This window comes from Streptococcus sp. 4886 (assembly GCF_013276485.1).
Classification (GTDB): Bacteria; Bacillota; Bacilli; order Lactobacillales; family Streptococcaceae; genus Streptococcus.
Genome location: NZ_VMLD01000022.1, coordinates 1 through 13,815, shown reverse-complemented (window position 1 = coordinate 13,815; position 13,815 = coordinate 1). Strand labels below are relative to the sequence as shown.

General features: G+C 42.5%; 18 protein-coding genes. 3 read left to right on the top strand and 15 right to left on the bottom strand.

Annotated features, from left to right (window positions below; genetic code table 11):
• Window positions 1-44: 44 nt before the first annotated feature.
• Genes efp through nusB form a run of 3 tightly spaced genes read left to right on the top strand, consistent with a single transcriptional unit; the run spans window position 45 to window position 1,434 of the window.
• Window positions 45-605 (top strand): elongation factor P, encoded by a 561-nt coding sequence (gene efp / locus HT679_RS09340; RefSeq protein WP_000568643.1) that lies wholly within the window; start codon window positions 45-47, stop codon window positions 603-605.
• 21 nt (window positions 606-626) lie between these two features.
• Window positions 627-1,016, top strand: a complete 390-nt coding sequence (locus HT679_RS09335; RefSeq protein WP_173214281.1) for an Asp23/Gls24 family envelope stress response protein — start codon at window positions 627-629, stop codon at window positions 1,014-1,016.
• Window positions 1,009-1,434: a transcription antitermination factor NusB gene (nusB, locus tag HT679_RS09330; protein WP_173214279.1), complete on the top strand. Its 426-nt coding sequence runs from the start codon at window positions 1,009-1,011 to the stop codon at window positions 1,432-1,434. Before HT679_RS09335 ends, nusB begins: the two co-directional genes overlap by 8 nt.
• 254 nt (window positions 1,435-1,688) lie before the next feature.
• Here the strand turns inward: nusB and HT679_RS09325 are convergent, their stop codons facing one another.
• The 15 genes from HT679_RS09325 to HT679_RS09260 form a co-directional block, all read right to left on the bottom strand.
• Window positions 1,689-2,456 carry an acetyl-CoA carboxylase carboxyl transferase subunit alpha gene (locus HT679_RS09325; RefSeq protein ID WP_173214277.1) on the bottom strand — a complete coding sequence of 256 codons (768 nt, stop codon included), beginning with the start codon at window positions 2,454-2,456 and terminating at the stop codon, window positions 1,689-1,691.
• Window positions 2,453-3,319, bottom strand: coding sequence for an acetyl-CoA carboxylase, carboxyltransferase subunit beta (gene accD, locus HT679_RS09320; protein WP_049522033.1), 867 nt, complete (start codon window positions 3,317-3,319; stop codon window positions 2,453-2,455). Before accD ends, HT679_RS09325 begins: the two co-directional genes overlap by 4 nt.
• Before the next feature lie 36 nt (window positions 3,320-3,355).
• On the bottom strand, window positions 3,356-4,723 hold the full coding sequence (locus HT679_RS09315) for an acetyl-CoA carboxylase biotin carboxylase subunit (RefSeq protein ID WP_173214275.1): 1,368 nt from the start codon (window positions 4,721-4,723) through the stop codon (window positions 3,356-3,358).
• An 11-nt stretch (window positions 4,724-4,734) separates the two neighbouring features.
• A complete protein-coding gene (gene fabZ / locus HT679_RS09310; RefSeq protein WP_000565509.1) occupies window positions 4,735-5,157 on the bottom strand; it encodes a 3-hydroxyacyl-ACP dehydratase FabZ in 423 nt (140 codons plus the stop codon).
• Window positions 5,154-5,639, bottom strand: coding sequence for an acetyl-CoA carboxylase biotin carboxyl carrier protein (gene accB / locus HT679_RS09305; protein ID WP_173214273.1), 486 nt, complete (start codon window positions 5,637-5,639; stop codon window positions 5,154-5,156). The genes fabZ and accB overlap by 4 nt, the downstream gene beginning before the upstream one ends.
• Window positions 5,640-5,641: 2 nt before the next feature.
• Entirely contained in the window at window positions 5,642-6,877 is a 1,236-nt protein-coding gene (fabF, locus tag HT679_RS09300; protein WP_173214271.1) for a beta-ketoacyl-ACP synthase II, read from the bottom strand.
• Between the two features lie 21 nt (window positions 6,878-6,898).
• A complete protein-coding gene (fabG, locus tag HT679_RS09295; RefSeq protein WP_173214269.1) occupies window positions 6,899-7,630 on the bottom strand; it encodes a 3-oxoacyl-[acyl-carrier-protein] reductase in 732 nt (243 codons plus the stop codon).
• A gap of 40 nt (window positions 7,631-7,670) precedes the next feature.
• Window positions 7,671-8,594 carry an ACP S-malonyltransferase gene (gene fabD, locus HT679_RS09290; protein WP_173214267.1) on the bottom strand — a complete coding sequence of 308 codons (924 nt, stop codon included), beginning with the start codon at window positions 8,592-8,594 and terminating at the stop codon, window positions 7,671-7,673.
• Window positions 8,587-9,561 (bottom strand): enoyl-[acyl-carrier-protein] reductase FabK, encoded by a 975-nt coding sequence (gene fabK / locus HT679_RS09285; RefSeq protein ID WP_112444397.1) that lies wholly within the window; start codon window positions 9,559-9,561, stop codon window positions 8,587-8,589. Before fabK ends, fabD begins: the two co-directional genes overlap by 8 nt.
• Window positions 9,562-9,784: 223 nt before the next feature.
• On the bottom strand, window positions 9,785-10,009 hold the full coding sequence (locus HT679_RS09280) for an acyl carrier protein (RefSeq protein WP_000257838.1): 225 nt from the start codon (window positions 10,007-10,009) through the stop codon (window positions 9,785-9,787).
• 58 nt (window positions 10,010-10,067) lie between these two features.
• The gene (locus tag HT679_RS09275; RefSeq protein WP_173214265.1) at window positions 10,068-11,042 is read right to left on the bottom strand and encodes a beta-ketoacyl-ACP synthase III; all 975 of its coding nucleotides are present in this window, start codon (window positions 11,040-11,042) and stop codon (window positions 10,068-10,070) included.
• On the bottom strand, window positions 11,042-11,476 hold the full coding sequence (locus HT679_RS09270; protein ID WP_173214264.1) for a MarR family transcriptional regulator: 435 nt from the start codon (window positions 11,474-11,476) through the stop codon (window positions 11,042-11,044). The genes HT679_RS09275 and HT679_RS09270 overlap by 1 nt, the downstream gene beginning before the upstream one ends.
• A gap of 93 nt (window positions 11,477-11,569) precedes the next feature.
• Window positions 11,570-12,355: an enoyl-CoA hydratase gene (locus HT679_RS09265; protein WP_173214263.1), complete on the bottom strand. Its 786-nt coding sequence runs from the start codon at window positions 12,353-12,355 to the stop codon at window positions 11,570-11,572.
• 59 nt (window positions 12,356-12,414) lie between these two features.
• Window positions 12,415-12,537, bottom strand: coding sequence for a hypothetical protein (locus HT679_RS11605; protein WP_001839798.1), 123 nt, complete (start codon window positions 12,535-12,537; stop codon window positions 12,415-12,417).
• A 455-nt stretch (window positions 12,538-12,992) separates the two neighbouring features.
• Window positions 12,993-13,815 (bottom strand): hypothetical protein (locus HT679_RS09260; protein WP_240149595.1); only part of this gene is annotated, 823 nt, incomplete at its 5' end.

Sequence of the window (13,815 nt, the reverse complement as noted above, 5' to 3'; positions counted from 1 at the left end):
ATGGTAAAATGAAGAGTAATAATATTTATTAAAGAGGTAAAAACATGATTGAAGCAAGCAAATTGAAAGCTGGTATGACATTTGAAACTGCAGACGGAAAATTGATCCGCGTTTTGGAAGCTAGCCACCACAAACCAGGTAAAGGGAACACAATCATGCGTATGAAATTACGTGATGTCCGTACTGGTTCTACATTTGATACAAGCTACCGTCCAGAAGAAAAATTCGAACAAGCTATTATCGAGACTGTTCCAGCTCAATACTTGTACAAAATGGATGAAACTGCCTACTTCATGAACACTGAAACTTACGACCAATACGAAATCCCAGTCGTAAACGTTGAAAATGAATTGCTTTACATCCTTGAAAACTCTGATGTAAAAATCCAATTCTACGGAACTGAAGTGATCGGTGTAACTGTACCAACTACTGTTGAATTGACAGTTGCTGAAACACAACCATCTATCAAAGGTGCTACTGTTACAGGTTCTGGTAAACCAGCAACTATGGAAACTGGACTTGTTGTCAACGTTCCTGACTTCATCGAAGCTGGACAAAAATTGATCATCAACACTGCAGAAGGAACTTACGTTTCTCGTGCCTAATCTCTAGAAAGAGGTCATTCTATGGGAATTGAAGAACAATTTGGCGAAATCGTTATCGCTCCACGTGTACTTGAAAAAATCATTGCCATCGCAACTGCTAAAGTTGATGGTGTCCACTCATTTTCAAATAAATCCGTATCTGACACCCTATCAAAACTCTCTCTTGGTCGTGGCGTCTACTTAAAAGAAAGCAACGAAGAACTAACTGCTGACATCTATCTCTACCTTGAGTACGGTGTGAAGGTACCAAAAGTTGCTATGGCTATTCAAAAAGCAGTCAAAGATGCTGTCCGTGATATGGCTGATGTGGAACTTGCTGCTGTCAACATCCATGTTGCAGGAATTGTTCCAGATAAAACACCAAAACCTGAGTTGAAAGATCTGTTTGACGAGGACTTCCTCAATGACTAGTCCATTATTAGAATCCAGACGTGAACTTCGTAAATGCGCTTTTCAAGCTCTCATGAGCCTTGAATTCGGAACAGATATGGAAACAGCTTGTCGCTTTGCCTACACGCATGACCGTGAAGATGCAGATGTGCAAATTCCAGCCTTTCTTCTAAACTTGGTTTCTGGTATCCAAGCTCAAAAAGACGAGTTGGATAAACAAATCAACCAGCACCTCAAGTCAGGCTGGACAGTTGAACGCTTAACCTTGGTCGAAAAAAACTTACTACGCTTGGGTATCTTTGAAATCACATCATTTGATACACCTCAGCTGGTAGCAGTCAATGAAGCCATTGAACTTGCTAAGAATTTTTCAGATCAAAAATCAGCCCGTTTTATCAATGGACTGCTTAGTCAATTTGTAACTGAAGAAAATGAATAATCAAAAAGGTGTTTGGTCTTCCAGGCACCTTTTGACTTTCCCCTCTGCACAGAGTAATACTCTTCGAAAATCTCTTCAAACCAATGTCAGCGTCGGCTTGTCGTATAGATGTTACTGACTTCGTCAGTTCTATCTGCAACCTCAAAACAGTGTTTTGAGCAGCCTGCAGCTAGTTTCCTAGTTTGCTCTTTGATTTTCATTGAGTATAAGAAGCACATAAAAACTAGAACTGACTGCCAGTTCTAGTTTTTATATTAGTATTTTCTAAATCGTTGATAGCGTTCTTCCAACAACTCTTCTAGCGGTTTTTGTGAAAGTAGAGCTAGCTCAGCTTGGAGTTCTTTTTTGACACTCTTAATCAGTTCTTTACTAGAAAGTCCTGCTTCAGAAATCACTTTATCCACCACGTCCATTTCTAACAACTCGTGTGAAGTGATTTTCATCAGTTCTGCCGCTTCCATGGCACGACTGCCGTCCTTCCATAGAATGGAAGCAAAGCCTTCTGGACTGAGAATAGCATAGATAGAATTTTCCAGCATCCAGACACGGTCTGCGACTGCTAGAGCCAGAGCCCCACCTGAACCACCTTCACCGATAATGATAGCGATAATAGGAACTCTCAGATCACTCATTTCCATGAGATTGCGAGCAATAGCTTCTCCTTGACCGCGTTCTTCCGCACCGACACCAGGATAGGCACCTGCGGTATTGATAAAGGTCACAACTGGACGGCCAAACTTTTCAGCCTGTTTCATCAAACGTAGGGCCTTGCGGTAGCCTTCTGGATGTGGTTGGCCAAAATTCCGTTTGAGGTTGTCTTGCAAACTCTTGCCTTTTTGGATACCAACCACTGTTACAGCTTGGTCTCCAAGCCAGCCAATACCACCAACAACTGCACCATCATCTCGAAAAGAACGGTCACCATGTAATTGGATAAAATCATCAAAAATGCCTGTCGCAAAATCCAAGCTTGTCAAACGACTCTGCTCACGCGCTTCTCTGACTATTTTTGCAATATTCATCTAGGACTCCCTCCATGCAATCTGACTAGGCTTGCAATCGTATCTGGCAAATCTCTTCTTTTAACGATAGCATCCACAAAGCCATGTTCCAATAGGAATTCTGCCTTTTGGAAATCCTCAGGCAAGCTTTCACGAACCGTATTTTCAATGACACGACGCCCAGCAAAACCGACCAAGCTCTGTGGTTCAGCTAGAATGATATCGCCTTCCATAGCGAAAGAAGCTGTTACTCCACCTGTCGTTGGATCTGTCAAAATGGTCAGATAAAAGAGACCAGCATTTGAATGGCGTTTAACCGCTGCAGAAATCTTGGCCATCTGCATGAGACTCATGATTCCTTCCTGCATACGGGCGCCACCAGAGGCTGTGAAGAGGACAACTGGCAATTGTTCGACAGTCGCATACTCAAACAATCGAGTGATTTTTTCACCTACAACCGTACCCATAGAAGCCATGATAAAGTTGGAATCCATAATCCCAAGAGCCACAGTCTGACCCTTAATAAGAGCAGTTCCTGTCACAACAGCTTCATCCAGCCCTGTTTTTTCACGCATGGTTGCTAGTTTCTTTTGATAACCAGGGAAATGCAAGGGATCCTTGCTTTCAATCCCTGTAAACAATTCCTTGAAGGTTCCCATATCAATCGTCAAAGCCAAGCGTTCTTGGGCAGAAATACGAAAGGTATAGCTACAATGTGGACAGATGCGCTCACTTCCCAGATCCTTCTGATAGATGGTATGCTTACAACCCGGACACTGGGAAAATAATTCATCTGGAACCTCTGGCTTGGCTTGAGGTTTTTCCCTAACCGAACGATTGGGATTGATTCGAATATACTTATCTTTTTTACTAAATAGAGCCATTGATTCCCCTTTTCGGTTTAAACTCTTGAAGTCATTTTATTCTTTTTCTTGATATTTGGGTAAAAAAGTTTCCATCAAGAAGGAAGTATCGTAATCTCCAGCAATGACATTGCGATCTGAAATGAGGTCAAGCTGGAAATCTGCATTGGTCTGCACCCCTTCTATCTCTAATTCATAGAGGGCACGTTGCATTTTCATCAAGGCATCAAAACGGTTTTCACCGTGTACGATGATTTTGGCAATCATACTATCATAATAAGGCGGAATGGTATAACCTGGATAAACTGCTGAATCCACGCGCAAGCCAACTCCTCCACTTGGAAGATAGAGATTGGTAATCTTACCTGGACTTGGAGCAAAGTTAAAGGCTGGGTTTTCTGCATTGATACGACACTCGATGGCATGACCGCGTAGGACAATATCTTCTTGCTTAACAGACAGAGGTTGACCTGCCGCAATGCGAATCTGTTCCTTAACGATATCCACACCTGAAACAAATTCTGTTACTGGATGTTCTACTTGTACACGAGTATTCATTTCCATGAAATAGAAATTGCCACTGGCTTCATCAAGAAGAAACTCAATGGTCCCTGCATTTTCATAGCCAACAGACTCTGCAGCTCGAACAGCTGCAGCACCGATTTCATGGCGCAACGTTTTTCCGATTGCAATCGAAGGACTTTCTTCCAAAACCTTTTGGTTATTCCGTTGAAGAGAACAATCCCGTTCACCTAAATGAATCACATTTCCGTGTTCGTCTCCTAGGATTTGAACCTCGATGTGACGAGCTGGATAGATGACCCGTTCTATGTACATGGCACCATTGCCATAATTTGCCTTGGCTTCACTAGAGGCAGTTTCAAAGGCTGAAACGAGGTCTTCTGGTTTTTCAACCTTACGAATCCCTTTACCACCACCACCTGCTGAAGCCTTGAGCATAACAGGATAGCCAATTTTTTCAGCAATAATCAAAGCTTCCTCAGAGTTATGCACTTCTCCATCCGAACCTGGAATGACAGGCACGCCTGCTTTAATCATCTGAGCACGCGCATTGATTTTATCCCCCATCATATCCATGACATGACCAGATGGACCGATAAACTTGATACCAACTTCTTCACACATGGTAGCAAATTTAGAATTTTCACTGAGAAATCCAAAACCTGGGTGAATGGCTTCTGCCTCAGTCAAGACTGCAGCTGATAGAACCGCATTGATATTGAGATAAGACTCTGTTGCCTTGCCAGGACCGATACAAACTGCTTCATCTGCCAAAAGCGTATGAAGGGCTTCCTTATCAGCAGTTGAATAAACCGCCACCGTTGCAATCCCCAATTCACGCGCCGCACGGATAATACGAACCGCAATTTCACCACGATTGGCAATTAAAATTTTTCGAAACATGGAGAACCTCCTTAGTTCCCTATTGCAAAGGTAAGAGTACCACTGGCCGCAAGCTTGCCATCCACTTCAGCCTTTGCTTCAACCACAGCTATGGTACCACGACGTTTTACAAACGTTGCCGTCATAAGCAATTGGTCGCCTGGTACAACTTGCTTCTTGAATTTGACCTTGTCCATACCAGCGTAAAAGACCAGTTTTCCTTTATTTTCAGGTTTTGACAACTCCAAGACACCAGCTGTTTGCGCCAAGGCTTCCATAATCAGAACACCTGGCATAACTGGGTATTGAGGAAAATGGCCGTTAAAGAAAGGTTCATTGATGGTCACATTTTTGATGGCAACGATGGTATCCTCGCTCACTTCCAAGACACGGTCCACTAGGAGCATAGGATAACGGTGGGGAAGGGCTTCTTTGATTCCTTGAATATCGATCATTTGATACGTACCAATCCTTTACCAAACTCAACCATTTCTTCGTTAGAAACGAGAATTTCTGTTACCACACCATCCTTAGGTGCAGGAATTTCATTCATGACTTTCATGGCTTCGATGATGACCAATGTTTGACCTTTTTTGACACTATCGCCAACTGTAACGAATGCAGGTTTATCAGGACCAGCAGCCAAGTAAGCCACTCCAACAAGTGGACTCTCTACAAGATCTCCCTCAGCATCCACACTTGCTTCAGCTGGCGCCGAAGTTTCTTCCACTATAGTTTCTGCTGGAGCAGATATAGGAGCTACTTGACTCGGTGTTGCTAGAACGGGCGCTGGAGCGACTTGAGCTGCAACTTCAGACACCAGTCTCGCTTCATTCTTGCTAAACTGCAACTCATCCGTCTCATTTTTATAAGAAAATTCTCTCAAACTTGACTGGTCAAATTGAGCCATCAAGTCTTTAATATCGTTTAAATTCATACTTATTTATTCTCCCAACGTTTGAAAGCAAGAACTGCATTGTGGCCACCAAAACCAAAGGTATTTGAAATAGCGTATGGAATTTCTTGCTCCAAGCCTTGTCCATAAACGACATTGGCTTCGATATAATCTGATACTTCACTTGTTCCAGCTGTCATTGGTACAAAGTTATGACGCATGGCTTCGATTGTGACGATAGCTTCTACCGCGCCTGCAGCCCCCAGCAAATGTCCTGTGAAAGACTTGGTTGATGATACAGGTACTTCCTTACCAAGAACAGCTACGATTGCACCACTTTCTCCTTTTTCATTAGCAGGAGTTGACGTTCCGTGAGCATTGACATAGGCTACTTGCTCTGGAGAAATCTCAGCTTCTTCCAAGGCTAGTTTAATGGCTTTGATAGCTCCCTGACCTTCTGGTTGTGGTGAAGTCATGTGGTAGGCATCACAAGTATTTCCGTAACCAACCACTTCAGCAAGGATAGTAGCCCCACGTTTTTCGGCGTGTTCAAGACTTTCAAGAACCAACATCCCAGAACCTTCACCCATAACAAACCCATTGCGATCCTTATCAAATGGAATAGAGGCACGAGTTGGATCCTCTGTAGTTGAGAGAGCAGTTAGGGCTTGGAAACCAGCAATAGCAAAAGGTGTGATAGAGGCTTCTGAACCACCTACCAACATAACATCTTGGAAACCAAACTTAATCGAGCGGAAGGCATCTCCAATCGCGTCATTTGATGAAGCGCAGGCAGTATTGATAGATTTACAAACACCGTTTGCTCCAAAACGCATAGCAACATTTCCTGAAGCCATATTTGGCAAGGCTTTTGGAAGGGTCAATGGTTTCACACGTTTTGGTCCTTTTTCGTTGAGGCGAAGCACTTGATCTTCGATTTCTTTGATTCCACCAATACCAGAGGCAACGATAACACCAAAACGATCTTTATCAAGAGCCTCTACATCCAAATTAGCATGGTTGACAGCTTCTTGGGCTGCATACAAGGCATATAAAGAATAGTTATCGAAACGATTGGTATCTTTCTTTACAAAGTATTTATCAAAAGGAAAATCTTGGATTTCTGCCGCATTATGCACATCAAAGTCACTATGATCAAATTTCGTAATTTGACCAATTCCGATTTTTCCAGTTGTCAAACTATTCCAAAATTCTTCTGGTGTATTTCCGATTGGAGATGTCACTCCATAACCTGTTACTACTACGCGATTTAGTTTCATCTTTTTTACCTCTAGCTTCTGCTACATACTGAGGCCGCCATCAATGGCAACCACTTGACCAGTTAGATAATCTTGGCCTGCTAAAAATACTGTTAAATCTGCAACCTGCTCTGCCTGCCCAAATGCTTTCATAGGAATTTGTGCCAGCATGGCATCTTTTACCTTGTCTGATAGAACCGCTGTCATATCGGACTCAATCATTCCAGGCGCGATAGCGTTAACCCTGATATTGCGATTGGCCACTTCACGCGCCACAGACTTGGTAAAACCAATCAAACCGGCCTTAGAAGCAGCATAGTTAGCTTGGCCAATATTTCCCATCAAACCAACAACACTAGACATATTGATGATAGCACCTTCTCTGGCTTTCATCATCGGTTTCAAGACTGATTGTGTCATGTTAAAGGCACCAGTCAGATTAACCTTGAGCACTTTTTCAAAATCTGCTTCTGTCATCTTGAGCATAAGGGTATCTTGGGTAATCCCTGCATTGTTAACCAAAACATCTACTGAACCCAGCTCTGCAATAGCTTGCTCAACCATACGTTTAGCGTCTGCAAAATCGGATACATCTCCTGAAATGGAAATCACCTTGACACCATAGTCTGCAAACTCAGCGAGTAATTCCTCTGAGATTGCCCCACGGCTGTTTAAGACGATGTTGGCTCCTGCTTGAGCAAACTTATGGGCAACGGCAAGACCAATTCCACGACTCGAACCTGTAATAAAGATATTTTTATTTTTTAGTTGCATTCTTTTCTCCTGTTTCCTCTTGTATTTATGGGAGAAGGGATTACTTGTTTTCTAGCAAAGCTTCCAAACTCGCCTGATCTTCAACATTGGCTAGTTTAGCCGTTTTATCAATTTTTTTGACAAAGCCTGACAAGACTTTCCCCGGTCCAATCTCGATAAAGTTGGTTACTCCTGCTTCTTGCATAGCCCCAATACTTTCATAAAAACGAACTGGTTCCTTGACCTGACGCGTCAAGAGTTGAGCAATATCTTCTTTTTGCATAACTGCAGCTTCTGTATTGCCGACTAGGGGACAAGTGAAATCTGAAAAACTTACTTGAGCTAGAGTTTCAGCTAGTTTCTGGCTAGCATGCTCAAGGAGAGCGGTATGAAAAGGTCCTGAAACCTTGAGAGGAATCAAGCGTTTGGCACCTGCCTCCTGCAAGAGTTCAACAGCTCGATCAACTGCAACCACTTCTCCACCAATCACGATTTGTGCAGGTGTATTATAGTTGGCTGGGGTAACCACTCCAAGTTCAGAAGCTTTTTGACAGGCTTCTTCAATGACCTCTACTGGCGTATTAAGAACTGCCACCATCTTACCAGAGCCAGCAGGAGCTGCTTCTTCCATATAGGCTCCACGCTTAGCAACTAAGGCAACAGCTTCTTCAAAATTCAAGGCACCGCTGGCCACCAAGGCAGAGTATTCTCCAAGGGATAAACCAGCAACCATATCAGGCTGATAGCCTTTTTCTTGTAATAAACGGTAGATAGCAACTGAAGTTGCTAAAATAGCTGGTTGCGTATAGCGGGTCTGATTGAGTTTTTCTTCTTCTGTATCGATGAGATGACGCAAATCATAACCAAGAACCTGACTGGCTTGATCAATCGTTTCTTTGACAATCGGATACTGATCATAGAGATCCCGTCCCATCCCTAGATACTGGGCACCTTGACCAGCAAATAAAAAGGCTGTTTTAGTCATTTCTTACAACTCCTGCCCAACGAGAGGCTTCTTCTTGTATTTTCTTAGCTGCTCCATAGTACAAATCTTTTAGGATTTCTTCAACGGTTTCTTCTTTGGAAACAAGGCCTGCGATTTGACCTGCCATAACAGAGCCACCATCCACATCACCGTGAACAACTGCTTTGGCTAGGGCACCTGCTCCCATTTGTTCAAAAATTTCCAAATCAGGATTTTCTTGTTTAAAGGCATCTTTTTCAGCTTTTTCAAAATCACGAGTCAACTGATTTTTAATTGCACGAACAGCATGTCCAAAGTGTTGAGCTGAAATCGTAGTATCAATATCTCTAGCTTTTAAAATCTTGGCCTTGTAATTTGGATGGGCATTAGACTCTTTTGCAACGACAAAACGAGTTCCAACCTGAACAGCCTCTGCACCTAGCATAAAGCCAGCCGCAGCACCTTCACCATCCGCAATCCCTCCTGCCGCAATAACAGGGATAGATACAGCTGCCGCCACTTGACGCACCAAGGTCATGGTTGTTAATTTACCGATATGTCCCCCAGCTTCCATTCCTTCTGCGATAACAGCGTCCGCACCAATTTTTTCCATTCGTTTAGCTAGGGCAACGCTTGGTACAACAGGAATAACTGTAATCCCAGCTTCATGGAAGCGTTCCATGTATTTTCCAGGATTTCCTGCGCCTGTTGTCACTACCTTAACACCTTCCTCGATAACGAGGTCTACAATATCTTCCACAAAGGGAGACAAGAGCATGATGTTGACACCAAAGGGTTTATCTGTCAATGATTTGATTTTATCAATATTTGCCTTAACAACTTCTTTAGGGGCATTTCCCCCTCCGATAATGCCTAGTCCTCCAGCCTTAGAAACAGCCCCTGCCAAATCACCATCAGCAACCCAGGCCATTCCTCCTTGGAAAATAGGATACTCAATATTCAATAATTCTGTAATACGCGTTTTCATAGTGCCTCCATCGTTTCTTGCTTACGTAATAGTTCGATATCGTCATAATTTGACAATCAAACTATTGCCTAAACAAGAGGGAGCGGGTTTCCCTACTCCTTCTATCTTATATTCTGCTTATACTCTTCGAAAATCAAATTCAAACCACGTCAGCGTCACCTTGCCGTACTCAAGTACAGCCTGCGGCTAGCTTCCTAGTTTGCTCTTTGATTTTCATTGAGTATTATTTTGTTTGCTCTTCAACGTAGGCAACCAAGTCACCAACTGTTTTCAAGTCATCTTCTGCTTCGATTTGGATATCAAAAGCATCTTCGATTTCTGAGATTACTTGGAACAAGTCCAATGAATCTGCATCCAAATCATCAAAAGTTGATTCAAGTGTTACTTCTGATGCATCTTTTCCAAGTTCTTCAACGATAATTTCTTGTACTTTTTCAAATACTGCCATGATAGGACTCCTTTAAAATAAATAGTTTTTTATAACAATGTGTTCACCACATGATTACCTAAATTGTAAGAATGAGCGTGCCCCAGGTCAAGCCTCCACCGAAGCCTGATAGCAGAACAGTCTGGCTACCATCTAAAGGGATGAGTCCCTGTTCTACACACTCTGAAAGTAAAATCGGGATACTGGCTGCACTGGTATTGCCATACTCCATCATATTGGCTGGAAGTTTGTCTCGGTCAACACCAATTTTTCTAGCCATCTTATCCAAAATACGGACATTAGCCTGATGCAGTAGCAGATAATCCAAGTCTGTCACCTCTATAGGAGCTTCATCAATAGTCTGCTTGATAGACTTGGCTACATCTCGAATGGCAAAATCAAAGACTGCGCGCCCATCCATCTTCAAAAATGAATCTGCATTTTCTTTATCTGAAAACGGAGAATCTAGGCCTGAATGTCCATAAGTTAGACACTCGCTTCGTGAACCATCGCTATTGAGACTCTCCGCTAGGAAATGTTGCTTATCGCTAGCTTCTAACAAGACGCCACCAGCACCATCTCCAAACAATACAGCTGTTGATCGGTCCGACCAATCGACTGCCTTAGAGAGGGTTTCACTACCAATCACCAAGCCTTTTTGAAAGCGACCAGAAGCGATAAACTTTTCAGCAGTTGAAAGAGCAAATACAAATCCACTGCAGGCAGCTGTTAGGTCAAAAGCAAAGGCCTTATTAGCACCAATATTAGCTTGGACACGAGCAGCTGTAGAGGGCATCATCGAATCTGGAGTGATGGTAGCTAGGATGATAAAATCCAGCTCCTCTCCTGTGATTCCAGCTTTTTCCATCAGTTTCTTAGCAACCTCTGTAGCCAAATCACTGGTAGATTCTGTTCTTGAAATATGCCTTTGTCGTATTCCCGTCCGACTTGAAATCCACTCATCATTGGTATCCATAATCTGAGCCAAGTCATGATTTGTAACCACTTGCTCTGGCACATAATGAGCAACCTGGCTTATTTTTGCAAAAGCCATTATTTCAAATCCTCCAAAAATTGATAAAGATTGGTCAACCCTTTGCTCATAACATCAATTTCTTCCTTACTCATACCATCAATGATTTTTTCAACCATGGCCTTGTGGAAGCGTTTATGTAACCTATGAACCAAGCGACCCTTCTTTGTCAAATGTAGATGCACCACACGACGATCCTGCTCTGAGCGAATGCGTTCAATGTAACCCTTGCGTTCGAGATTATTCAAACTAGTCGTAACGGTCCCAAGAGTCACCATCAACTCTTTTGACACTTTACTTGGTGTCACGTCTGGGAATTTCCCAATCACATCAATCGTATGCATTTCTTTGATGGAGATATCCTTGAAACGACTACCTCTCAAGCTCACTTCCTCAATGACAAGGACATTGTTAAATATAGATGTTAAATATTCATTAATTCGTTGGTAGTCCAATCTTTCTTTCCCTCCTTCTCAAAAAAACTTTTACAATCAAAACATTTGACAAGAGAATTATATCAAAGTTCAAAGAATGATGCAAGTATTTTTTTATTTTCCTGTAAATTTAGGCCGTCTTCTCTCCGAATGAGCTCGCACTCCTTCTTTGAAATCCTCTGTTTGAGCCAAGGATTCCTGTAAGTTCAGTTCTAAAGTAGCGTAATCCTGCCAGTCTTTAAATTGGCTCTCCCAAACCAACTTCTTAATGGCTGCATAGGAATTACTTGAACCACGTCTTAATTTTTTAAGAAGCTGTTCTCTGGTTTTTTCTAACTTATCAGCTTCAGAAACGCGGTAAACTAGCCCCCATTCTAGGGCTTTTTCTGCGGTTAAAGCCTCACCTGTCATGGCTAATTGAGCAGCACGCGTCACACCGATACTGCGGCTCAAGAGGTGAATCCCCCCTGCATCTGGAGCCAAACCAACGCCAACAAAGGCTTGAATAAACTTCGCCTTATTCGTCGCCAGACAGAAATCTGCCGCAACAGCCATATTCGCTGCGGCACCTGCAACAGCACCGTCAACTTCCATTAAAACAGGTTTGGCTATTTGTTTGATTTTATAGGAAATCGTATTGACCAACTCTGCGATTTTTGTCAATGATGGAATATCATCCTCATCCACTGCCCGCTTCATCTCTACCAAATCTCCCCCAACTGAAAAGACTTTGCCATTGGCATTGATTAATATAAAATGCACAGCTGGATTTTCTTCTGCCAGAGTCAAGGCTTCTAAAATTTCTTCACACATAGGAATATGAAAGCCATTTGCAACCTCAGGACGATTCAAGGTAAGGATTGCCAAGTCCTCTTCAAGCTGATAAATAATGTGTTCCATCTGGACTCCTTTTTATTTTATAAGCGGTTTATACTCTTCGAAAATCTCTTCAAACCACGTCAGCTTCCATCTGCAACCTCAAAACAGTATTTTGAGCTGACTTCGTCAGTTCTATCCACAACCTCAAAGCAGTGCTTTGAGCTGACTACGGCTAGCTTCCTAGTTTGCTCTTTGATTTTCATTGATTGTTAAATCATTTTATTTTCAAAGTATATCTTTTTTAGGAACAGAAAGCAAGGAAAAATCAACTGAAAGTGTCTCAGCCGATTGGAAAGGCTCGCTCTAGAACAGAAAACGCTTACATATACTCCCAAAGAAAGATGGATAGAAAGACGCTTTTCAACTTCTTTCTATCCATTACTTCCTTTAAGAGTCCACACCAGCAATTTTCAGTTCCATTTCATGAACTATCTTACTTGTTTCGTGTTTCTTCTTTATCTTACTCTACCATCAAAGACTTCTACTTGTACTAGAGAAGGAAGTATTCCCATCCAAAAGATGGTGTCCTGTTCCCAGAACCACTTCCCCGCTAGAAACTGGTATATTCCCACTACAGGTTTGCGCCTAACTTTTCCTATAGTTATTATCCAGCAATGTAGTAACTTCTATGGTCGCCTGCGATATTTCAACATGTCGCTTATCTTAACTGAGCAAGAATAGCTTTGAGTTTCTCAATCAACTCATCTTCTGTGTGGTCAGACTCTTTCTCATTGGCTAGGAAGGCAACCGCTTGAGCGAGAGCTTCTCGTGCTTTGTCGAGAACTTTCGCATCTACACTTGTAGAATCCAATTCTGCTTCAAGCTTGCTTAGTTCCTTGACTAATTTCTTGAGTTCTGACTCTTTCTTACGACGAGCGATGAGGAAGAGAAGGAGACCAAGAAGGGCGAGCAAACTTCCGACTATTGCCACATACGGAAGGTCCGTATCTGTCTGACTCTTGTCTTTTACCTGATCTTTGTCTTGGTTTTGCTGGTCTTCTCTCACATCTTTTAAGGAGTCTAACACCTCTTTTACTCTTCTAACAATATCACGCAATTCCGCCTCTGTCAAACTTTCGTCATTAAGAGCTTGTTTAATATCTGCAAGAAGAACTTTAGCAGACTCAACCACTGTACTGTCTACACTATCCAAAGCCTTCAAGCGAGTTTCCAATTCTTCAACCAATCGTGCAAGTTCAGACTTATCAACAGGACGAGTCTCACTAGGAGTCACTGTATTACCTGTATTTCCTGTATTTCCTGAATTGTTTGGAGTCAAAGTAGAAACTGGTGTTTCTTGAGCTGGAATATTACCGCTGTTATCTGGTGTCACACTGTCACTATTATTAGGAGCCGGGTTGGTAGTGCCGCCGTTGTTAGTGTTTCCACCATTGTTAGTGTTAGTACTGTCGTCAGGACGAGGAGCAGGCTGAGAACTGATTTTATCGATTACTTTCTTAACATTGTCCTTAGCACTTGTG